The 21,980-nt window shown below is 41.6% G+C and carries 21 protein-coding genes and 1 pseudogene; 8 read left to right on the top strand and 14 right to left on the bottom strand.

The window, feature by feature from the left end; translation table 11 throughout:
• Positions 1 to 4 precede the first annotated feature (4 nt).
• From ALPR1_RS13140 to ALPR1_RS13130, 3 genes are all read right to left on the bottom strand, one after another.
• Positions 5 to 508 carry a DUF937 domain-containing protein gene (locus ALPR1_RS13140; RefSeq protein ID WP_008201365.1) on the bottom strand — a complete coding sequence of 168 codons (504 nt, stop codon included), beginning with the start codon at positions 506 to 508 and terminating at the stop codon, positions 5 to 7.
• Between the two features lie 424 nt (positions 509 to 932).
• Positions 933 to 1,625, bottom strand: a complete 693-nt coding sequence (locus tag ALPR1_RS13135; protein WP_008201363.1) for a phosphonatase-like hydrolase — start codon at positions 1,623 to 1,625, stop codon at positions 933 to 935.
• 21 nt (positions 1,626 to 1,646) lie between these two features.
• On the bottom strand, positions 1,647 to 2,756 hold the full coding sequence (locus ALPR1_RS13130) for a zinc-binding dehydrogenase (protein WP_237701546.1): 1,110 nt from the start codon (positions 2,754 to 2,756) through the stop codon (positions 1,647 to 1,649).
• A 300-nt stretch (positions 2,757 to 3,056) separates the two neighbouring features.
• Between ALPR1_RS13130 and ALPR1_RS13125 the strand changes: the two genes are divergently transcribed.
• Positions 3,057 to 4,352, top strand: a complete 1,296-nt coding sequence (locus ALPR1_RS13125; protein ID WP_008201359.1) for a DUF5690 family protein — start codon at positions 3,057 to 3,059, stop codon at positions 4,350 to 4,352.
• Here ALPR1_RS13125 and ALPR1_RS13120 read toward each other — a convergent pair.
• The 3 genes from ALPR1_RS13120 to ALPR1_RS21015 all read right to left on the bottom strand — a co-directional run bounded on the left by ALPR1_RS13120 (position 4,342) and on the right by ALPR1_RS21015 (position 6,603).
• Entirely contained in the window at positions 4,342 to 4,926 is a 585-nt protein-coding gene (locus ALPR1_RS13120; RefSeq protein ID WP_008201357.1) for a helix-turn-helix domain-containing protein, read from the bottom strand. The two genes, ALPR1_RS13125 and ALPR1_RS13120, sit on opposite strands and share 11 nt — an antisense overlap.
• Positions 4,927 to 5,062: 136 nt before the next feature.
• Complete coding sequence (locus ALPR1_RS21020; protein ID WP_237701545.1) at positions 5,063 to 5,716, bottom strand: glycoside hydrolase family 99-like domain-containing protein; 654 nt, start codon at positions 5,714 to 5,716, stop codon at positions 5,063 to 5,065.
• Positions 5,713 to 6,603: a hypothetical protein gene (locus ALPR1_RS21015; RefSeq protein WP_008201353.1), complete on the bottom strand. Its 891-nt coding sequence runs from the start codon at positions 6,601 to 6,603 to the stop codon at positions 5,713 to 5,715. The genes ALPR1_RS21020 and ALPR1_RS21015 overlap by 4 nt, the downstream gene beginning before the upstream one ends.
• Before the next feature lie 271 nt (positions 6,604 to 6,874).
• Here ALPR1_RS21015 and ALPR1_RS20900 point away from each other — a divergent pair, with 271 nt between their 5' ends.
• From ALPR1_RS20900 to ALPR1_RS13095, 7 genes and pseudogenes are all read left to right on the top strand, one after another.
• A complete protein-coding gene (locus tag ALPR1_RS20900) occupies positions 6,875 to 8,335 on the top strand; it encodes a YDG domain-containing protein (RefSeq protein WP_008201351.1) in 1,461 nt (486 codons plus the stop codon).
• A complete protein-coding gene (locus tag ALPR1_RS20895; protein ID WP_008201350.1) occupies positions 8,266 to 8,853 on the top strand; it encodes a YDG domain-containing protein in 588 nt (195 codons plus the stop codon). Before ALPR1_RS20900 ends, ALPR1_RS20895 begins: the two co-directional genes overlap by 70 nt.
• Complete coding sequence (locus tag ALPR1_RS20380) at positions 8,840 to 9,820, top strand: YDG domain-containing protein (RefSeq protein WP_008201349.1); 981 nt, start codon at positions 8,840 to 8,842, stop codon at positions 9,818 to 9,820. The genes ALPR1_RS20895 and ALPR1_RS20380 overlap by 14 nt, the downstream gene beginning before the upstream one ends.
• Positions 9,729 to 10,187, top strand: a pseudogene (locus ALPR1_RS20890) (YDG domain-containing protein); the annotation flags it as partial. The gene ALPR1_RS20380 and the pseudogene ALPR1_RS20890, both read left to right, overlap by 92 nt.
• An 81-nt stretch (positions 10,188 to 10,268) precedes the next feature.
• The gene (locus tag ALPR1_RS21010; RefSeq protein ID WP_050776398.1) at positions 10,269 to 11,891 is read left to right on the top strand and encodes a beta strand repeat-containing protein; all 1,623 of its coding nucleotides are present in this window, start codon (positions 10,269 to 10,271) and stop codon (positions 11,889 to 11,891) included.
• On the top strand, positions 11,824 to 12,729 hold the full coding sequence (locus ALPR1_RS20885) for a YDG domain-containing protein (RefSeq protein ID WP_237701543.1): 906 nt from the start codon (positions 11,824 to 11,826) through the stop codon (positions 12,727 to 12,729). Before ALPR1_RS21010 ends, ALPR1_RS20885 begins: the two co-directional genes overlap by 68 nt.
• Positions 12,698 to 15,064, top strand: coding sequence for a YDG domain-containing protein (locus ALPR1_RS13095; protein ID WP_008201342.1), 2,367 nt, complete (start codon positions 12,698 to 12,700; stop codon positions 15,062 to 15,064). Before ALPR1_RS20885 ends, ALPR1_RS13095 begins: the two co-directional genes overlap by 32 nt.
• A 56-nt stretch (positions 15,065 to 15,120) precedes the next feature.
• On the opposite strand, the gene ALPR1_RS13090 is transcribed toward ALPR1_RS13095, so the two are convergent.
• The 8 genes from ALPR1_RS13090 to ALPR1_RS13055 form a co-directional block, all read right to left on the bottom strand.
• Positions 15,121 to 15,657, bottom strand: coding sequence for a GNAT family N-acetyltransferase (locus ALPR1_RS13090; protein ID WP_008201340.1), 537 nt, complete (start codon positions 15,655 to 15,657; stop codon positions 15,121 to 15,123).
• A 102-nt stretch (positions 15,658 to 15,759) separates the two neighbouring features.
• Positions 15,760 to 16,728 carry a transketolase family protein gene (locus ALPR1_RS13085; RefSeq protein ID WP_008201338.1) on the bottom strand — a complete coding sequence of 323 codons (969 nt, stop codon included), beginning with the start codon at positions 16,726 to 16,728 and terminating at the stop codon, positions 15,760 to 15,762.
• Between the two features lie 35 nt (positions 16,729 to 16,763).
• Positions 16,764 to 17,615, bottom strand: coding sequence for a transketolase (locus ALPR1_RS13080; RefSeq protein WP_008201337.1), 852 nt, complete (start codon positions 17,613 to 17,615; stop codon positions 16,764 to 16,766).
• 9 nt (positions 17,616 to 17,624) lie between these two features.
• Complete coding sequence (gene bcp, locus ALPR1_RS13075; RefSeq protein ID WP_008201335.1) at positions 17,625 to 18,074, bottom strand: thioredoxin-dependent thiol peroxidase; 450 nt, start codon at positions 18,072 to 18,074, stop codon at positions 17,625 to 17,627.
• A gap of 30 nt (positions 18,075 to 18,104) precedes the next feature.
• Entirely contained in the window at positions 18,105 to 19,976 is a 1,872-nt protein-coding gene (locus ALPR1_RS13070) for a M23 family metallopeptidase (protein ID WP_040303622.1), read from the bottom strand.
• Positions 19,963 to 20,574, bottom strand: coding sequence for a fumarylacetoacetate hydrolase family protein (locus ALPR1_RS13065; RefSeq protein WP_008201333.1), 612 nt, complete (start codon positions 20,572 to 20,574; stop codon positions 19,963 to 19,965). Before ALPR1_RS13065 ends, ALPR1_RS13070 begins: the two co-directional genes overlap by 14 nt.
• Positions 20,575 to 20,583: 9 nt before the next feature.
• Complete coding sequence (locus ALPR1_RS20365; protein ID WP_008201332.1) at positions 20,584 to 21,261, bottom strand: DUF4377 domain-containing protein; 678 nt, start codon at positions 21,259 to 21,261, stop codon at positions 20,584 to 20,586.
• The gene (locus tag ALPR1_RS13055; RefSeq protein WP_237701542.1) at positions 21,258 to 21,980 is read right to left on the bottom strand and encodes an SGNH/GDSL hydrolase family protein; all 723 of its coding nucleotides are present in this window, start codon (positions 21,978 to 21,980) and stop codon (positions 21,258 to 21,260) included. The genes ALPR1_RS20365 and ALPR1_RS13055 overlap by 4 nt, the downstream gene beginning before the upstream one ends.

The following is a 21,980-nucleotide window of genomic DNA, read 5'->3' as shown; positions in this document are numbered from 1 at the left end:
TCAATTATTTAAATAGACCTTTTCCTAAATCCATTAATCCACCTAAATCCATTCCTCCTTTACCGTTTCCTCCCCCCATTAGAGATCCTAAAAGGTCTGTCGGGTTTACTTTGCCAGAATTCCCTTGAAGCGCAGAAACCACAGAAGACATGATGTCTTGATTATCTTGTGGTGCATCGTTTACACGCTTATTGAAAAAGTTTAAAATCATGGGTAAAGCAGCTGCAGCAATACTCATTGCTTGTTCTTTGCTGATCCCAAGTTTTTCAATTAAACCTTCGGAAACATTGCTTTGTAATTGATTGACTATCGGTGAATCTGGTGAAGTTTCGGCGCCTGAAAACATTTCTTTGACTCCATTCATATCTCCTGTAGCTACCTGCTTCTGAAGACTCGAAAAAATAGACTCTTTTAATGCACTTGCTGATGATTTTGGGTTTTCTTGATTCATGCCCGAAAGCATTTCTTCCAAAGGTCCCTCAGCTAAATTTAATAGTTGATCTAACATGATTTTAAAAGTTTGTATTAGCTAAAGTTCATAATATTCTGTCTTTTATCCTATTAAAAACTCTAAAGCTAAAAAAATCTATTTGTGATATTCTCCTTTTTAGGTAAAAAAAAGCCTCTTGGGAGGCAATCCAAGAGGCAAGTGGAATAATTATTAAAAAGGTCAATTACTGATTTGTACTAAGGTGAAGGGTAGGCAAAATCTCCCATTTGAACTACTGCCGAAGGATTTTTCTTATTGACTTCGTCCGCAAATTGCTGAAGTCTTTTTTCGGCATCATGAATGATATCCTGATGCAGGTCAGTTATTAGCCCAATACTAACTTTTGCATTAAGTTTTCTAGCAAAGATTTCTGATAGATTCGGAACAAAAATGGTTTTTCCGCCAATCCTGAAGCCTAAAGAAAACTCCTCCTGTTCATTTCTTAAGCGATGATCTCTTTAATCTCTAATAATGAATCTAAGATATAATCAGGCCTTCCATCGATCAACTGATCTTTGGTTTGAGCTCCTGTGGTAACTCCTAAGTTAAGTCCACAACCTGCATTTTTTCCTTCTTCTATATCCACCACAGAATCCCCGATTTTAGCTACTTTACTAGCATCGGAAACTCCCAATTTCTCCATTGCCACCAATATCATGTCTGGAGCAGGGCGACTGTTTTTTACGTCATCCGCGGTAACTAATAAATCAACAGTCTCACCTACTTTCCAATTTAATTTGTCCAATAGTGAAAGGGCCGTTTTTTGATTGTACCCGGTATTCAAAACCACTTTTATTCCTCTATCCATGAGGTAGCTAAAAAGGCTTTCGGTACCATCATAAGTACTTACGTCCAAATTTTCATAAGCCTCTTTTAAAGTGACTAAAAACTCCGAAAAAGCGATTTCTGCATCAGAATTGATCTTTTCTTCATCACTATAGGTCGTTTTTAACACATCTTTTATAGCCTGCAGTTTTTCTTTTCCCCCTCCATGAAGCAAAACTGTATCTAAAGAAAAGTTATTCCCTAAATTATTTATCGCTTTTTGAAGTGATTTATAGACCACATTGTTCTCGTTGACGGTCGTGCCTGCCATATCGAAAACGATCATGTCAATTTCTGGTTTTTTACTCATCGTGAATATTGTTTTTGAAATTTATGGTTTGACACCAATTCTATATTTTCCTGATGTATTGGCTATTTCAAATGCCTCATCTAATTTTTCTAATGGATATTCTTCAGCTACCAAACTTTCGAAAGGGTATTGATTCTTGCTGATTTCAAGAAATTCAATAGCAAATGCCAAATCTTCTGGTTTGTAGTTATGGAGTCCTTTTATTGTCAGTAACCTACGAACGATTTGTTCCGCATTAAATGAGAAATCTCTCTGGGAATATACGGCCCCAACCCATATGGAAATGCCACCAATGTTTAAGATTTCCAAACCTTTCTCCATAGCATCCGGGGAACCACTGGTATCGATAACCAAATCAATTCCATCCCATTCTTTTGCCTTAGAAATGATTTCTTCAGTCTTTAATGAAGCATCAAGCGCTTGGTCAGCTCCAAATTTTTTTGCTAATGCCATTCTATCAGGATCTATGTCCATGGAAGTGACATTATTGGCACTTGCATATTTGGACATGGCGCAAGCAGATAATCCCAACATTCCGGCACCTATTACCAAAACATTTTTCCCTGTGACGTCGCCTGCCAAACGGATAGCACCTGCAATGGTAGCATGAGTGCAATTGAGAGGGGTAGCTTCTTTGGCGTTGATGTTTTTTGGGATTTTAAATATATCTGTTCCTGCCCTCAGGTGACAATGTGTTGCAAAGCCCCCGTTTAAAGCATTGTTTTGAGTCATTTCTTCATGACCGTATTTAAATAGATCCTCTGATTTTTGTGGGAATCCTTTCTTGGCCATTTTTCCATTGTGGTCATGGGCATATACGGACCAGGTAACCAAGTCACCAATTTTTAAAGAATTGCCAAAATAATCATTGACCCCACCTTCAGCGAGTAGAACAACTTTTCCAATCACCTCATGGCCTAATACACTTGGTGTATGGGCATTTCTCCTTCCATAAAAGGTATGGAGATCACTGGTGCATATGGTGGAGTAGCTGATTTCTATTAGAACTTCCTGCCTTTTTAACTCTGGAAATTTTACTTTCTTTGATGAAAATGGTTTCTGGATTGCTCCAAAAACCATGGCAGTTGCTTCATTATTGCACATAGTCTGTTCTACTAAAGGTTGTCTCAATAGTTTTTTGAGACTTTAGGTTTGTAAAAGATTATACAAATAACATCAAAAATTTTCCAAATAGGAAAAATAATTTCTATTTCAGAAAAGATAATAATCACTTAATATTGGGGACGAAGTAAAGTTCAATTCTAAAATTACCTTTGGATTCCAAAAAAGAGATGAGGTTTAATAAATCTAACAATTGATTTGAAACTCTAAAACTTCGAGTTAGTAAATATTTCTTCTTTTCAATCTCCATTAAAAAGAAAGAATTAGCGACAATCTAAAAGTAAAAAAGCTGATATTAATTTTCCTTAAATGAAAAACAATTCCTCTGTAAACATTAGCTCAACCAGTCGGTATTCCACAATCTGGTTAATGGTCGGAGCATTTTTATGTTATACAGGAATGTATGCTGTAAGGAAATCATTTTTGGCAGGGCAATATTCCGAACTTGACTTTTATGGCTTTGATTACAAAACTGTTTTAGTGATTAGCCAGGTACTTGGTTATATGCTGTCAAAGTTTGTAGGCATCAAAATGGTATCCGAAATGAAACCTGAGTTTAGGACGAAATACCTGATATCACTGGTGACTTTTGGAATGTTGATGTTACTGCTATTCGCGTTTCTACCCAATAATTTAAAGCCATTGGCTATGTTTTTCAACGGTTTACCCTTGGGGATGATATTTGGGTTGGTTTTATCTTATATAGAAGGGCGAAAAAATACAGAGCTATTAGCAGCAGCACTTAGTGCAACTTTTATTTTTTCCACAGGCTTTGTGAAAACTGTCGGGCTTTGGTTGATGCAATGGTTTAATGTAGGGGAGTTTATAATGCCTTTCTTAACCGCATTACTCTTTTTTCCTGTGTTTTTGGCATCTATCAAGATGCTGAATAAAGAGCAGGTTAGAACTCAAGAAGATTTGGATCAAAGGACAGAAAGGGTTCCTATGAACTCTAAGGAAAGGATGCGATTTCTTCGGGAGCATGGAATGGTGTTCATTGGACTTGTAGTGGTTTATGTCCTTTTGACTGTTGTTCGAGATTTTAGAGACAATTTCATTGTTGAGTTCTGGGCTGAGCTAGGTGCGGATGGAAAACCTGAACTGGTGACCTTGACAGAAATTCCTGTTGCAATCATAGTTCTTATTATTGCGGCTTTTGGAGTACTTATCAAGGATAACAAGAAGGCCTTCCAATGGGGGATCTATTTGAGTATTGCTTGTTGTTTTACGATTATCCTAGTGACTTGGATGTTTGAAAAGCAAGCGATATCTCCAGTATGGTGGATGATTATTAACGGAATAGGCCTCTACCTACCCTATATATTATTCCACTGTATGATTTTTGAAAGGTTCTTAGCCCTCTTGAGATTCAAGGGGAATGTTGGATTCTTATTCTATACAGCAGATGCTTTAGGCTATACAGGAAGTGTTGGAGTATTGCTTTTTAAAGAGTTTAGCAATACAAAAGTTACCTGGGTCAATTTTTTAACAGACTTAACCCAGTTTTCAGGAATAGTAATGCTCCTGGTGTGTGTATTGACTTTATTTCTCCTAAGAATAAAAATTAAAAAATCCCCAGAATTGAGAGTAAAGCTTAATTCATAGTGATGAAATATACTACGAGCAAAATCGCCTCATTACTTTGGGTATTTTTTGGAACGTGGGGCATTTCTCCATCAAAGAAAAGTGAGTCCCCTTCCTCCATTTCCAAAGTTTCATCTCCTAACTCATAGGTCAATTTCCCCTTGATTAAATAGATGTATTCAAAGCCGGAAGTAGACAATTTTTCTCTTTGCGCATGACTATCCAAAGTCAAAAGTGAAATCTCCATCGACGCTTTATCGATTGGGAAATTTAAAATCATCTGATAATGGTACCCAACAGAATCTTCCTCTTTAGAAAGGGAGACATAATCCTCTTTTTTGCGAAAGATAAAGCCGTTGAAATCTCCATCAACTTTTAAATCCGAGAAGAAATCCGCCAAGTTTAGGTTGAGGGTATTAATGATTTGCATCAAAGATGGAATTGTAGGGATTACTCTTCCATTTTCAATCTTGGAAAGCATCGCTATACTCATTCCAGACTTATCGGCAAACTCACCTAGTTTCCATCCCTTTTCTTTACGAATTCCTTTGATCTTGTTACCTATCTGTATTGTTAAGTGCTCGGGGCTAGTCATATTTTTATAGATGTCTTTCCATTAATTATTCACCAAGAGAATATGAATTAACGAAAATGATATTTAATACGGGCTAAAATTAAAAGTTGACAGTTATTTTTCTTTAGGATTACAAAGAAAGTTGATGTAGAAAGGTTCAATTACCAAAGACATCTCGGATAGACTCTAAATAATCAAAGCCATGTCCTTCAGTAGGTTCGATGTAATTTCCTTCCAGATATTCATTCCAACAGCAAATCATGACCGTATTTCCATTGCTGGGCCTGTATTTCCTGGATACTTGTTGAGCCTCCTTTAATTTGGCGGTGAAAGTAGCTTTGGTACTATGAACTTTATCTTTTTGTGGTTCACTTGGGAATCCGGTTTGTTGTGGCCAGGTTCCTCCGGCAGGTCTCATATCCCAACCCATCGCCACAGGAACCTGATATTCGAAATTAGGATCATTCTTGAATTTCTCTGACCACATATTCCAATGTCCCTTATAGGTTTCCCGCATATCTGCAAAGGACTTATTATCCTTTTCCATAAAGTTGTGATAGACATATGCAGTCATTCCTTCAAATCCCATGTCTTTCAACCTTGGCACATATTCCTGAAGCAATTGTTTGTTCTGATAGCTTCCGCCTTCCCAAGGTTTTGAGGGATTCTTTGCAACCCATTTTGTTGGTAAACCATAGGCTCTTTCTCTTTCCAACATAGGCCCCGCGGTTACGGCAATAAATTTAATTCCGGGAAGTCCTGCTTTTTTTGCGGTTGCTTGAGATAAGTCCAAAAGATCTTTGAGTTTCAAGCCATAAAAAGCTGCACGCGATTCGGCATCTGAGGAAAGTAGAAATAGACAATGGGTCTTCCATCTTTTTCTTTTAAATAATCTCCCCTGGAGAAATATTCATCAATCCATAGTTGGGTGATTTTCTCATGAACTTTCAAGTAAAGTTCCTTGTCAGGTTTTTCACCTTCGTAGTTCGCTTTCCTGGCTTTTGCATCCGGTGAACCTATTTCCAACCAGTGCATCCAGCGTTCATGGCTATCATCACACCAGTTGATAGCCCATTTCATCTGCTTCTCTTTTGGAAGTTTAGCATTGACATCCAGAAGTACTTTCAATTGGTCTCCCCATTCTACCAAACCTGGAACAGCCACTCGTCCATCACGGTTGGTGTCGATCTTCCATCCTTTTGGATAATATATTTTAGACTGGGGACCAAAATAGAGATGGTAATAATAATGACGTCCGTAAAACCAATCGTATGCAAAGAAGTCTATCCCATAGCTTTTCATATACTCTAACTGCTTTTTAATCACTTCCGGATCATCGCGTTTGTAAAAGCCTTTGAGCTCTTCGATAGGTTTTCGATCTAGATAAGGACCCTGGTAGGGATATTTATTGTTGTAAATTCTACCTTTTGGTCCCCAGATACCAGGATTTTGTAAGCTTGAGCAATCCCCTCTACCCGTAAGACAAGACCAAAAACTATCCCTGTCAACCGATGGGTCAGGGGAGGTGTTCCAGGAAGGCATAAAATAGACTCCGACTAATTCTTCATTGTTATCTTGATTTAATGAAGCATCGAAAGTTGCTATTCCGGCAGATAATTTTTGAGTTGTGAGAGTTGTGCTTTTTTCGCAAGAAAAAAGTAGCGTGACAAGAACTATTAAAACAAAAGAATTTTTCAAAATATTGAAATTAAGAAGGTTAATGCCTTAAAAATACAGGAATAATGCCATTTGTGTAAAATATCACTTGTGTTTTAGGTTAAAATCCGCTGCAATAAATGAACGGCAAAAAAAAATATATGTAAAACATAAAACAGTTATTAAAAAACAAATTAATTCTTTATTTATGTGGAAAGTTAAGAATAGTGTCCTTAGTAAGCCCTTGGTAACTAGCGTATTTTGAGTGAATTTTTATCGGGGCTTAAAGAACTTGAGATTTTTAATACAGCCTATGAAAAATATCTACAAACCCACAGCCTTTCTAATGTTGAGTTTGACGCTTTTCCTGATGATGGGGAACGTCTTCTCAGTAAATGCCCAAAGTGGCACTGCCACAGTTACCACGGATAAGGAGGATTATCAACCTGGTGATATAGTAATCATTACAGGTTCAGGATGGCAACCAGGTGAAACAGTCACTCTTCATATAGATGAAGATCCTAAACCTTCAACTTGTATGCTTCCTCATGATATGACAGCAGTGGCTGATTCTAATGGGAATATTTACAATGATCAAATGCTGATTAAGGAGAATCACCTTGGTGTGACCTTTACTTTGACAGCTACAGGAGAGAGTTCGGGTTTAGTGGCTACAACTGTGTTTACGGATGCTCTTCTTTTTAGTGCTTCACTAGTTACAAACCCATTAACAATTTGCCCAGGTACAAATGCTCAGTTTACTTTTGTTATTTCAAATAACACAACTTCTAGTTCTGGTCCTGGTTCTGGTCCTGGTTCTGGTCCTGGTTCTGGGCAAAATGGCACAAATGGAGCCAATGGAAGGTTAGGGGCAATTAGAGTTGCAATTCCTTTAGGATTTACAAATCTTTCAATTACACCGATTCCAAATTGGGAAATTAACGTTGATCAAGCCTATGTGACTTTAAATGCGCTTTCTAATAATGATAAGATTCAGCAGGGACAGTCATTGGAATTGATTTTTACTGCTGATGTCGCTTCAAATTTAATAGGAACTTTTGAGTGGACGACTGAAGCATGGGTTAGTAATGATTTAAGTGGTACAAAATACCCGGCAATAGGTACTATTGATAACCCTGGTGTCCAACCGTCGACGACTTTGTTGGTCTCTACAAGTGTATCTGATCCTGAAAACACAGGAGTTACATATGGTTCTGATGCTTTGTTTTCTGTTACTACTTCAGGCACTGGAATAGCTTATCAATGGGAAGAATTTAATGGCTCTTGGTCACCTCTTGTTAATGGAGGAATATACTCGGGAGTAAATACTGCAACGCTTACTTTGACGAAACCAAGCGTTAGTTTGTCTGGGAGAAAATATAGAGTTGTGGTAACTGGTGATTGTGGTTCTGTTACTAGTGATGGGAATGCTACTTTAACTGTTTCACCAAAGCCAATCACTGGAAACTTCACAGCTGACAATAAGGTATACGACGGCAACAACAGCGCAACGGTATTGACCAGAACCCTGAATGGGGTGATCTCACCGGATGCGGTAACCTTGACAGGCGGAACAGCAACATTCTCGGATGAGGATGTGGCCACAGGCAAGACAGTTACCTTAACAGGTGCAACGTTATCGGGAGCAGATGCAGGCAACTACAGCCTGGGTTCAGTGGCGACTACACAGCAGACATCACAGCGTTGGAAATCACTGGAAACTTCACAGCTGACAATAAGGTATACGACGGCAACAACAGCGCAACGGTATTGACCAGAACCCTGAATGGGGTGATCTCACCGGATGCGGTAACCTTGACAGGCGGAACAGCAACATTCTCGGATGAGGATGTGGCCACAGGCAAGACAGTTACCTTAACAGGTGCAACGTTATCGGGAGCAGATGCAGGCAACTACAGCCTGGGTTCAGTGGCGACTACAACAGCAGACATCACAGCGTTGGAAATCACTGGAAACTTCACAGCTGACAATAAGGTATACGACGGCAACAACAGCGCAACGGTATTGACCAGAACCCTGAATGGGGTGATCTCACCGGATGCGGTAACCTTGACAGGCGGAACAGCAACATTCTCGGATGAGGATGTGGCCACAGGCAAGACAGTTACCTTAACAGGTGCAACGTTATCGGGAGCAGATGCAGGCAACTACAGCCTGGGTTCAGTGGCGACTACAACAGCAGACATCACAGCGTTGGAAATCACTGGAAACTTCACAGCTGACAATAAGTATACGACGGCAAAACAGCGCAACGGTATTGACAGAACCTGAATGGGGTGATCTCACCGGATGCGGTACCTTGACAGGCGGAACAGCAACATTCTCGGATGAGGATGTGGCCACAGGCAAGACAGTTACCTTAACAGGTGCAACGTTATCGGGAGCAGATGCAGGCAACTACAGCCTGGGTTCAGTGGCGACTACAACAGCAGACATCACAGCGTTGGAAATCACTGGAAACTTCACAGCTGACAATAAGGTATACGACGGCAACAACAGCGCAACGGTATTGACCAGAACCCTGAATGGGGTGATCTCACCGGATGCGGTAACCTTGACAGGCGGAACAGCAACATTCTCGGATGAGGATGTGGCCACAGGCAAGACAGTTACCTTAACAGGTGCAACGTTATCGGGAGCAGATGCAGGCAACTACAGCCTGGGTTCAGTGGCGACTACAACAGCAGACATCACAGCGTTGGAAATCACTGGAAACTTCACAGCTGACAATAAGGTATACGACGGCAACAACAGCGCAACGGTATTGACCAGAACCCTGAATGGGGTGATCTCACCGGATGCGGTAACCTTGACAGGCGGAACAGCAACATTCTCGGATGAGGATGTGGCCACAGGCAAGACAGTTACCTTAACAGGTGCAACGTTATCGGGAGCAGATGCAGGCAACTACAGCCTGGGTTCAGTGGCGACTACAACAGCAGACATCACAGCGTTGGAAATCACTGGAAACTTCACAGCTGACAATAAGGTATACGACGGCAACAACAGCGCAACGGTATTGACCAGAACCCTGAATGGGGTGATCTCACCGGATGCGGTAACCTTGACAGGCGGAACAGCAACATTCTCGGATGAAGGATGTGGCCACAGGCAAGACAGTTACCTTAACAGGTGCAACGTTATCGGGAGCAGATGCAGGCAACTACAGCCTGGGTTCAGTGGCGACTACAACAGCAGACATCACAGCGTTGGAAATCACTGGAAACTTCACAGCTGACAATAAGGTATACGACGGCAACAACAGCGCAACGGTATTGACCAGAACCCTGAATGGGGTGATCTCACCGGATGCGGTAACCTTGACAGGCGGAACAGCAACATTCTCGGATGAGGATGTGGCCACAGGCAAGACAGTTACCTTAACAGGTGCAACGTTATCGGGAGCAGATGCAGGCAACTACAGCCTGGGTTCAGTGGCGACTACACAGCAGACATCACAGCGTTGGAAATCACTGGAAACTTCACAGCTGACAATAAGGTATACGACGGCAACAACAGCGCAACGGTATGACCAGACCCTGAATGGGGTGATCTCACCGGGATGCGGTAACCTTGACAGGCGGAACAGCAACATTCTCGGATGAGGATGTGCCACAGGCAAGACAGTTACCTTAACAGGTGCAACGTTATCGGGAGCAGATGCAGGCAACTACAGCCTGGGTTCAGTGGCGACTACAACAGCAGACATCACAGCGTTGGAAATCACTGGAAACTTCACAGCTGACAATAAGGTATACGACGGCAACAACAGCGCAACGGTATTGACCAGAACCCTGAATGGGGTGATCTCACCGGATGCGGTAACCTTGACAGGCGGAACAGCAACATTCTCGGATGAGGATGTGGCCACAGGCAAGACAGTTACCTTAACAGGTGCAACGTTATCGGGAGCAGATGCAGGCAACTACAGCCTGGGTTCAGTGGCGACTACAACAGCAGACATCACAGCGTTGGAAATCACTGGAAACTTCACAGCTGACAATAAGGTATACGACGGCAACAACAGCGCAACGGTATTGACCAGAACCCTGAATGGGGTGATCTCACCGGATGCGGTAACCTTGACAGGCGGAACAGCAACATTCTCGGATGAGGATGTGGCCACAGGCAAGACAGTTACCTTAACAGGTGCAACGTTATCGGGAGCAGATGCAGGCAACTACAGCCTGGGTTCAGTGGCGACTACAACAGCAGACATCACAGCGTTGGAAATCACTGGAAACTTCACAGCTGACAATAAGGTATACGACGGCAACAACAGCGCAACGGTATTGACCAGAACCCTGAATGGGGTGATCTCACCGGATGCGGTAACCTTGACAGGCGGAACAGCAACATTCTCGGATGAGGATGTGGCCACAGGCAAGACAGTTACCTTAACAGGTGCAACGTTATCGGGAGCAGATGCAGGCAACTACAGCCTGGGTTCAGTGGCGACTACAACAGCAGACATCACAGCGTTGGAAATCACTGGAAACTTCACAGCTGACAATAAGGTATACGACGGCAACAACAGCGCAACGGTATTGACCAGAACCCTGAATGGGGTGATCTCACCGGATGCGGTAACCTTGACAGGCGGAACAGCAACATTCTCGGATGAGGATGTGGCCACAGGCAAGACAGTTACCTTAACAGGTGCAACGTTATCGGGAGCAGATGCAGGCAACTACAGCCTGGGTTCAGTGGCGACTACAACAGCAGACATCACAGCGTTGGAAATCACTGGAAACTTCAGAGCTGACAATAAGGTATACGACGGCAACAACAGCGCAACGGTATTGACCAGAACCCTGAATGGGGTGATCTCACCGGATGCGGTAACCTTGACAGGCGGAACAGCAACATTCTCGGATGAGGATGTGGCCACAGGCAAGACAGTTACCTTAACAGGTGCAACGTTATCGGGAGCAGATGCAGGCAACTACAGCCTGGGTTCAGTGGCGACTACAACAGCAGACATCACAGCGTTGGAAATCACTGGAAACTTCACAGCTGACAATAAAGTATACGACGGCAACAACAGCGCAACGGTATTGACCAGAACCCTGAATGGGGTGATCTCACCGGATGCGGTAACCTTGACAGGCGGAACAGCAACATTCTCGGATGAGGTGTGGCCACAGGCAGACAGTTACCTTAACAGGTGCAACGTTATCGGGAGCAGATGCAGCACTACAGCCTGGGTTCAGTGGCGACTACAACAGCAGACATCACAGCGTGGAAATCACTGGAACTTCACAGCTGACAATAAGGTATACGACGGCAACACAGCGCAACGGTATTGACCAGAACCTGAATGGGGTGATCTCACCGGATGCGGTAACCTTGACAGGCGGAACAGCAACATTCTCGGATGAGGATGTGGCCACAGGCAAGACAGTTACCTTAACAGGTGCAACGTTATCGGGAGCAGATGCAGGCAACTACAGCCTGGGTTCAGTGGCGACTACAACAGCAGACATCACAGCGTTGGAAATCACTGGAAACTTCACAGCTGACAATAAGGTATACGACGGCAACAACAGCGCAACGGTATTGACCAGAACCCTGAATGGGGTGATCTCACCGGATGCGGTAACCTTGACAGGCGGAACAGCAACATTCTCGGATGAGGATGTGGCCACAGGCAAGACAGTTACCTTAACAGGTGCAACGTTATCGGGAGCAGATGCAGGCAACTACAGCCTGGGTTCAGTGGCGACTACAACAGCAGACATCACAGCGTTGGAAATCACTGGAAACTTCACAGCTGACAATAAGGTATACGACGGCAACAACAGCGCAACGGTATTGACCAGAACCCTGAATGGGGTGATCTCACCGGATGCGGTAACCTTGACAGGCGGAACAGCAACATTCTCGGATGAGGATGTGGCCACAGGCAAGACAGTTACCTTAACAGGTGCAACGTTATCGGGAGCAGATGCAGGCAACTACAGCCTGGGTTCAGTGGCGACTACAACAGCAGACATCACAGCGTTGGAAATCACTGGAAACTTCACAGCTGACAATAAGGTATACGACGGCAACAACAGCGCAACGGTATTGACCAGAACCCTGAATGGGGTGATCTCACCCGGATGCGGTAACCTTGACAGGCGGAACAGCAACATTCTCGGATGAGGATGTGGCCACAGGCAAGACAGTTACCTTAACAGGTGCAACGTTATCGGGAGCAGATGCAGGCAACTACAGCCTGGGTTCAGTGGCGACTACAACAGCAGACATCACAGCGTTGGAAATCACTGGAAACTTCACAGCTGACAATAAGGTATACGACGGCAACAACAGCGCAACGGTATTGACCAGAACCCTGAATGGGGTGATCTCACCGGATGCGGTAACCTTGACAGGCGGAACAGCAACATTCTCGGATGAGGATGTGGCCACAGGCAAGACAGTTACCTTAACAGGTGCAACGTTATCGGGAGCAGATGCAGGCAACTACAGCCTGGGTTCAGTGGCGACTACAACAGCAGACATCACAGCGTTGGAAATCACTGGAAACTTCACAGCTGACAATAAGGTATACGACGGCAACAACAGCGCAACGGTATTGACCAGAACCCTGAATGGGGTGATCTCACCGGATGCGGTAACCTTGACAGGCGGAACAGCAACATTCTCGGATGAGGATGTGGCCACAGGCAAGACAGTTACCTTAACAGGTGCAACGTTATCGGGAGCAGATGCAGGCAACTACAGCCTGGGTTCAGTGGCGACTACAACAGCAGACATCACAGCAAAACCAGCCTCAGTTACCCCTAATCCTGCATCCAAATATTGTGGTCAGGATGATCCTGAATTATCTGGTTCTTTGGAAGGGTTTATTTCAAGTGATAATGTGGAAGCAACTTATTCCATCTCTGGAACTATAATAAGTGCTACGTTATCGCCTTCAAATGTTTTATCAAATTATGATATCACATATAATGAAGGTGTATTTACTATTAACGATGTGACCATCGACGCTTCTGCTTCCAGTGCTCCAGTTCAAGTGGGGTCAAATGCTATCCTAAGTGCTACTGTTTCTCCGGCTGTACCAGGAGTCTCTGTAACGTTCTATTTGAATGGAAATTCAGTAGGTAGCTCTAGCTCCGATGCTAATGGTCTAGTTACTTTAAATGTTTCTTCCACTATTCTGGGAAGTTTACCAATCGTTTACAAAGTAGATGCTATAGTGGGAACAGGTTGTGCTGAATCAGTAGCTTACTTACCGCTATATGATCCAAATGGAAGCTTCGTCACTGGGGGTGGTTGGATTATGTCACCAGCCGGAGCATACAAAGCAGATGAAAGCTTATCTGGAAAAGCCAACTTCGGCTTTGTTTCCAAATACAAAAAAGGTTCTAGCCAAGTCGATGGAAATACTGAATTCCAATTCAAAGCAGGAAATCTAAACTTCAAATCTACCCTGCATGAATCTGGAAGCTTGGTGATTTCTGGCAAGAAAGCGACCTATAGAGGTGAAGGTACTATCAATGGACAGCCAGGCTTTAAGTTTACCCTTGTTGCTTTGGATGGAGATTATAATGGAGGTTCAGATCCTGACGAATTCAGAATTAAGATTTGGGGTAACTCAGGAATTATTTATGACAATGGCTTGGGTGCCGATGGCTTGGGTGCCGATGATAATTCTGATGCCGCAACAACTCTTGGTGGTGGATCTATCGTAATCCATGAAGCAAAAGGCAAAGGCAATAAACGTGTCGTTTCTGATCTTGTCGAAGTTCCTTGGAATACACCATCTGAAGTAATTGAGAAGAAAATTGCTGAAATGGGAGCTACCTGGTTTGAGGGTAAACCTGTCCAGCTAAAAGTGGAAACGGATTCTTACAATTCTCTACAAGCAGGTTTCTATGAATTCAAGGCAGGATTAGCTGAAAATGATTGGTTTACTTTAGAAGAGCCAATTACCATCAATGTTTTAGTAGCTGATAAGCCGATGGCAACTGACATCCAATTGAGTAACTCTGTAATGCAAAAAGGTATCACGAGAGGGACCATCATTGGTAATTTCAATACCATTGACCCACTTGATAATCAGCATACTTATTCAATTGTTGAAAACGAGAACTTCGAAGTAAGAGGTCAGTCTTTAGTTTGGATTGGTAATGAAATTCCAACATCTACCAAATTGACAGTATTCAGTACAGATAGAGTTGGGCAAACTATTGAAAGATCCTTTGAACTGAACAAAGAAATCCGATTTGGAGACTTTAACATGTTCCCTAACCCAGCACATTCCAACTTGAATATTGAAGTGGAGTTAGGACAATCTGTCAATGTTGGAATCAGAATCTTTGATGCTTTGGGAAGACTCGTTTACGAGGAAGAAGGCGTGAAGGCTGGAACTCCTAAATACCAAATTAATATTGATCACTTCAGCCCAGGTCTATATACTGTTCAGTTGAAAACAGGACAAATAGTAGTGAATAAGAGATTGATCAAAAAGTAAGTTTAAATTGATTGGTGAGTGTTTAAATCTTCCTCCCGTTTGGGGGGAAGATTTTTTTATACCCTTTTCTTCATAATCTGGATTCCTCTCACTTCCGGAAAAAGCCTTTCAAATTCCAATTGATAAGTGTAAACCCATTCATAGCCCATTTTTTCATAGAATCGTTTAGCCTGAGGTTTTTTCTTCATGGCTTCCAGCCAAATGAAATTCAACTTGTTTTCAATAGCTACTTTTTCGATATGAACCATCAGTTCTTTGGCTACTCCTTTACCTTGCACCGACTCATCAAGGTAAAGACGATGCAATTTCATCGCATTTGGGATTTCAATCTTTCTAGGTGAAAAAGGGAAATCATATTTTAAAATCCCCACAGTTTTATTTTCAAAAACTACAAAATAGTAGTGCGGCCGTTCTCTGGAAAGTTCTTTTTCAAGATTTCTTTCGCTATAGCAAAGCTCTAAATACCAATCTCCATGATCTGTCCAAAAATGTTGGTAGGCAGATTTATAAACTTTCTCCATTAGCTTAAAAAGCTTCTGGTGATCCTTGTTGCGTACAGGTTGAAGGCTAAGCTTGGAATTGATTTGAATCATTGAGAAGTTAATTTCCAAAGAAAGGGGATAAATAAAAAACCACAGTTCCTATTGAAACTGTGGTTTAGTATAGCAGGCTCTATTTAAAGAAGCCTATTTATGTTATTTTCTTTCTAGGACTTTTTTTGCAGCTTTTACAATGTTTGCGGCATTAAGCCCATACTTTTCAAGTAATTGAGTAGGAGTGCCTGACTCACCAAAGCTGTCATTAACACCTACGTACTCCATTGGAGCAGGATTGTTTCTGGCTAAAGTCTGTGCTACACTATCTCCAAGGCCACCGTTGTATTGATGTTCTTCAGCAGCAACAGCACAACCTGTTTTCGCTACAGATTCTAAAATAGCTTCTTCGTCTAAAGGTTTGATCGTATGGATGTTGATCACCTCGGCAGAAATTCCTTCTTCTCTCAAAATTGCTTCAGCAACAACGGCTTCCCATACTAGGTGACCAGTTGCAAAGATGGTAACATCCTTTCCTTCGATCATTTTCCAAGCTTTACCAATCTCAAATTTTTGATCAGTAGGAGTAAAGATAGGCCAAGATGGTCTACCGAATCTTAAATAAACCGGTCCTTCATACTCTGCTATAGCGATCGTAGCAGCTTTAGTTTGGTTGTAATCACAAGGGTTGATTACAGTCATGTTGGGAAGCATTTTCATCATTCCCAAATCTTCTAAAATCTGGTGGGTGGCACCATCTTCTCCCAAAGTTAATCCGGCATGCGATGCACAGATTTTCACATTCTTTTCAGAATAGGCAATAGACTGTCTGATTTGATCATAAACTCTACCTGTTGAGAAGTTAGCAAACGTTCCTGTGAAAGGAATTTTGCCATTGATGCTTAGTCCGGATGCGATACCCATCATATTTGCTTCCGCGATTCCAGTTTGGAAAAATCTTTCCGGGAATTCTTTTTGAAAAGCTCCCATTTTTAAGGAACCAATCAAATCGGCGCAAAGCCCTACGACATTTGGGTTTCTACGACCTGCCTCTAAGAAGCCGTCACCGAAACCTGATCTTGTATCTTTTTTTTCTGTATAGTTGAATTTTAAATCCAATGTTTTTTCCATGTTTTCTATGAATTGAAGGTCAAAAATAGCGTTGTTTAGTAGTCTCCCAGTGTTTCTGGTAGTTGAGCCAACGCATCAGCCAATTGCTCGTCACTAGGTGCGATACCGTGCCATTTATGTGTACCGACCATGAAATCTACTCCGAATCCCATTTCGGTGTGAAGTAGGTTCAAAACAGGTTTCCCTTTTCCAGCTAGACTTTTGGCTTTTTCTAATCCTTCGACTACAGATTGCATGTCATTTCCATTTTCAGTGTCAATCACTGTCCATCCAAATGATTCATATTTTGCTCTCAAGTCAATCAAATCCATGATTTTCTCGGTAGGCCCATCGATTTGCTGTCTGTTTAGGTCAATGGTAGCAATTAAGTTGTCAACTTTCCAGTGTGCAGCATACATAGCTGCTTCCCAGATTTGACCTTCTTCTTGCTCTCCATCGCCCATCAAGGCATAAACAAAACGATCATCACCATCTATTTTCTTAGCTTGAGCTGCTCCTATTGCTACAGATAGCCCTTGTCCCAAAGAACCGGATGCGATTCTAATTCCTGGTAAATGCTCCTCAGTAGCAGGGTGTCCCTGAAGCCTTGAGTTGATCTTTCTAAATGTTTTTAGTTCAGAACTAGGGAAGTAGCCTGATCTCGATAAGACACTGTACCAAACAGGAGAGATGTGTCCATTAGAAAGGAAAAAGAGATCTTCATTTTTTCCTTCCATGTTGAAACTATTATCATGTTTCATTTGATCAAAATACAGAGCTGTAAAAAACTCTGTACAGCCCAATGAGGCTCCTGGATGCCCAGATTGTACTTGATGTACCATTCTCAGGATGTCTCTTCTTACTTGAGATGCAATTTCCTGAAGTTGCTCGGTTGATTTTTTTTCCATTAGGTAGGTTTATTTTAAGATTTGCGCAGTGTGTTCTTTCGTCTTTACTTTTGAGATGATTTCGGCAATTTTTCCTTCTTCATCAATAACAAAAGTAGTTCGGGCGGTGCCCATGTATTTTCTCCCATACATTGATTTTTCTACCCAAGTGCCATATAATTCATGAACTTTTTTCTCTGGATCAGCAATCAATGAAAAGGGAAGTGATTGTTTTTCAATAAATTTTTGATGTGACTTTTCAGCATCAGAACTGATCCCTAAAACTACATATCCAGCCTTTTGTAAAGCCTCATAATTGTCTCTTAAGTTACATGCTTGTGCAGTACATCCTGGAGTATTGTCCTTTGGGTAAAAATATAGGACCACTTTCTTTCCTCGATAATCTGAAAGTTTTATAGTTTCTCCAGATTCAATTTTTGCTTCAAAATCAGGGGCCATTTGCCCAACTTCTAATTCCATCAACTTCTTATTTTAAATAAAACAATTCTTTTATAAAGTTCCGGTCCACTCTTTGACATTACCGGCACGGTCTGTTACTTTAAGAACAACCGGCCCTTTAAGTGCTTCACCATTTTCAGTTTCAGACCAAATAAGGGCTTGCTTATATTCATATCGCATCAGTAACCATTTACCATTTACATTCGCTTCAAATTTCTCAATCCCTGAGGAACTGTCTTGAATTTTAAACCGAATTTCATTTGAATTAAGCCGGATTGGAGTGATCGTCGGATCAACTTTGTCAGTGTCCAAAACAAAAGTACCAAAATTTCTTGTTTTAAAACGGATTGACTGTCCTTCCCAAACTCCACCAACGAAGGATTTTCTGCCATTAGAAGATTGTTGATAGACAAAAAGCTTGTCTTTGTCACCATTAAAGTTGGGCAGGTCCCAAGTGATTTCCATTTCATTCCACAGATATTCCGAGGGGTCGTTAATAGTAAGTCTTGGTGAGTTTTGAGATCCACTTTGTTCCAATCTCAAAAATAAATCCTCCAACAAGGTTCTTTCAGAAAACCGAATCTTCACGTTTTCATTTGCAAAAAGCTGGTCTGTATCTGCCGGGACTCTTGCGTCAACGCCCACTAAAACTACCTCAGAACAAATATCCACTTCTTCAGGAATCCCAAAATTCATGTCCCATAAATAGGTTCTACTTTGAGAATTCTGATAAGCAGGGAGCATTTCAAATTCATGAGCCCCAACATAGAATTTTGCCAGTCCTCCATCCGGTGAAATTGGAGCTTTGATTTTGAGTATATTACCAAGATAAGAAATCTGTGCTCGGCTGGGAGCGGTTCCATCATTGACATTATGTTCTAAATCCTGTCCTTGTAAAGGGATGGATACAGTTCTTTTGTTTCCATAAGCATCGACTAAAGCTAATTCATAGGTCTTTTTAACTCCTGGGTCCAGTTCCAAATGTCCAGTTTCTGGTTCCGATGGATTGAAATACTGAAATTTCAAGTCCTTCTGAGTATAAAGCTTTGTAAAGCGATTTCGGTAGGTATGAAGTAAAAACTGACGTGTGTAGTTAAAATCTACTTTGTTTACTACCAAGGAAAAGAGTTCTTGGTTTGCTTCTGAAAGTTGGAATGTAGGGAAGCCATTCCTGTTACTAGCTTCGTCCAAACGGTCAAAACTTTGTATTTCCAAACCTACTTTTCCTGTGATTTTAACAGTAGATGGTAAAACATAATTTCCGCCTGTATAAGTGGGTGTTATTTCCAATCGTTCAAATTTTCCATTAACTCTAGAATCAATATCTAAAGGCACGATCGCTATTTTTTGAGGAGTAGGAGGGGTTTTGTCCCTCACTTCAGGGAAACCAAAGAGTAAAGGGTCCATAGCGCGTTCCAAGCTGTCTCGGATTTCAAAATGTAAATGAGGACCACCCGAACCTCCAGTGTTTCCACTGTCTGCAATTCGTTCGCCTTGTTTCACAGGTAATTCTCCCGGCTCGGGATATACCTCCAGTTCATTCACTTGAGCTTCATACATTTTCTTCCGCATGAAGTCTTCCAGTTTTTTATTGAAATTTCTCAGGTGACCATAAAGGGTGATTTTACCATTGGGATGCCTTAAATAAATGACGTTTCCATATCCAAAAGAAGAAACCTTGATACGGTAAACCCAGCCATCAGCAGCAGCCAAGATAGGCTCGCCTTCGACACCTCCGGTTTTATAGTCTAAGCCCGTGTGAAAATGATTGGGTCTGAGCTCTGCGAAATTTCCTGATAAGTAGTTTCTTCCACCAGGTTTGATCGGAGATTTGAAATAGCCATGATCGATTTCCTGCGCTAAAAGGAGGGATGCAGTTGAAAACAAAAGTAGAAAGAGAGCGAATGATTTATTTAACTTCAAAATCAAGCAGTTTTTTCGTACCGATGAATCCTTCCAGTCTATCTCCTTTGTGAATTGGGCCTACTCCTGCAGGTGTCCCCGTGAATATTAAATCACCCTTCTTAAGCATGAAAAACTGGGAAACGTATTCTATGATCGTCTCAAAATCAAAAAGCATTAAGCTGGTATTTCCTTTTTGCTTGACTTCTCCATTGATGGAAAGGTGAAAGTCTATGTTTTTCAAGTCTGGGATTTCAGCAACAGGAATAAAAGTGCCAATGGGAGCTGAACCATTAAATGCTTTGGCAATTTCCCATGGAAGCCCTTTTGCTTTGCATTGATCCTGAAGGTCTCTTGCCGTAAAATCAACACCAAATCCTATTTCACTTACATATCGATGAGCAAATTTCTTCTCAATGTATTTCCCTTCCTTGTTGATTTTCAAAACCACTTCTCCTTCATAATGTATGTTGTCAGAATAATCCGGATAGAAAAAAGGAGCTCCTTTTTTGAGGACAGCAGTTTCAGGCTTAAGGAATACGACTGGATTTGAAGGTTTTTCGTTTTGTAATTCTTCTATATGTGCCACGTAGTTGCGGCCAACGCAAATGATCTTCATGTGGAAATATTAATCTACAGCTTGAAGGAGCATTACTTCCGCTCCATTCTCATCAAACAAAGTAAGTTGATTATCTGCAATTTGGTAAGATTTTATTTTAGAAATTGCCTGTAAAATGGCGTTTTCTGAGCTCATATCCATGCAAGCCATTTTTGTGCTCGCTCCAGGACCCAATACAAGGTTGGATTCATCTAAGTCCTGAATTTTCCCACGAACTGTATTGCACCCTAAATCCCCAAAATAGCTCATCTCAGAAGCATTGAATTCAAATACCAGTGATTCTTTGGATTTAGGATTCACAGGGTTTTCTACGGAACCAGCTTTGACTACTTTCCAGATGTTTGTAAGTCTAAGCTTTTTGTCCATTTCTTTATATATAATAGATACTAGTTCATAATTAAGAGAAGAAGCATCGGCAGGGACTGGCTTTTCTTTTGGAGTGACATTGACTTTAAGCTGGTAAATATTTCCCGCCTCATATTCAAAGCCTTCTATTTTTCCATAGAAAAATTCCCAGGCATTTGGATCAATTGATTGACCTTTCTGGATTTGAAGGCAACTCATTTGGCCAACTCCTGTACAGTCTTTTTTGGAGGAATTAACCCACCAAGTTTCGATAGTATCCTCCTCTTTTTGGCATCCCATTTCTGTTAAGAAAATGGTGAATATGAATAATAATGTTTTCAATATGCTTTTGATTTTATTAGGTCTGCTAATTTTTCTGCCCATGATTTATAAATCAACCCACTTGGGTGCAAATTGTCTGAAACGAGCATTTCTGCTTCATTTCCATTGATTCGGTAATCCTCGGTAATGTCCACGTAATCCACACCGTACTTCTCACAAATTACTTTCTGTGCTGAATTAAATGCATTAATTTCTGAAGCAATTTGTTCTGGGTCTCTACCATTGGAAACAGCAAATGGCGTCACTCCCCAATCTGGAATAGAAATCACAATGACATGATTTGGCAAATTGCCAGCAAATCCAATTGCCCGTAAAAGCATTTGCTCAAAGTTAACTTTAAGCTCTTCTACCGAGCCACCTCTATATTGGTCGTTTACTCCGATCAATAAAGTGACCAAATCATAGGGCTGATCTTCAAGGCTGGTATTGTTTATTCCTTCGTCTAATTCTTTGACTGTCCAACCTGTCTGTGCAATGATTTTTGGAGAATCCCATTTTGAATCAGATTGCTGATTTAACAGAGATACTAATTGAACTGGATACCTTTCAGTATCAGAAACTCCTTCTCCAATGGTATAGCTGTCACCTAATGCCAGATAATTTAAGGGATCTTGGTTGTTGACTTTTGGGTCTGTCATTGTCGTCATCGGTTCAGACTTTGGTTTTTCACAGGCAAGTAAAGCTGTGAATAGAAGTAATATGAAAGTTGGTTTTATCAT

The sequence above is a fragment of the Algoriphagus machipongonensis genome (assembly GCF_000166275.1).
Lineage (GTDB): Bacteria > Bacteroidota > Bacteroidia > Cytophagales > Cyclobacteriaceae > Algoriphagus > Algoriphagus machipongonensis.
The sequence above is the reverse complement of the archived record's forward strand: the minus strand, read 5'-3'. Positions and strand labels throughout refer to the sequence as shown.

Coding starts and splice junctions, on each gene's coding strand:
- ALPR1_RS13135 (WP_008201363.1), bottom strand. CDS start 1,625: ATGAGTAAAAAACCAGAAATTGACATGATCGTTTTCGATATGGCAGGC.
- ALPR1_RS13120 (WP_008201357.1), bottom strand. CDS start 4,926: ATGACTAGCCCCGAGCACTTAACAATACAGATAGGTAACAAGATCAAA.
- ALPR1_RS13090 (WP_008201340.1), bottom strand. CDS start 15,657: ATGATTCAAATCAATTCCAAGCTTAGCCTTCAACCTGTACGCAACAAG.
- bcp (WP_008201335.1), bottom strand. CDS start 18,074: ATGGAATTAGAAGTTGGGCAAATGGCCCCTGATTTTGAAGCAAAAATT.
- ALPR1_RS20900 (WP_008201351.1), top strand. CDS start 6,875: ATGAAAAATATCTACAAACCCACAGCCTTTCTAATGTTGAGTTTGACG.
- ALPR1_RS13055 (WP_237701542.1), bottom strand. CDS start 21,980: ATGATAAAACCAACTTTCATATTACTTCTATTCACAGCTTTACTTGCC.
- ALPR1_RS13065 (WP_008201333.1), bottom strand. CDS start 20,574: ATGAAGATCATTTGCGTTGGCCGCAACTACGTGGCACATATAGAAGAA.
- ALPR1_RS13080 (WP_008201337.1), bottom strand. CDS start 17,615: ATGGAAAAAAAATCAACCGAGCAACTTCAGGAAATTGCATCTCAAGTA.
- ALPR1_RS13125 (WP_008201359.1), top strand. CDS start 3,057: ATGAAAAACAATTCCTCTGTAAACATTAGCTCAACCAGTCGGTATTCC.
- ALPR1_RS13140 (WP_008201365.1), bottom strand. CDS start 508: ATGTTAGATCAACTATTAAATTTAGCTGAGGGACCTTTGGAAGAAATG.
- ALPR1_RS13085 (WP_008201338.1), bottom strand. CDS start 16,728: ATGGAAAAAACATTGGATTTAAAATTCAACTATACAGAAAAAAAAGAT.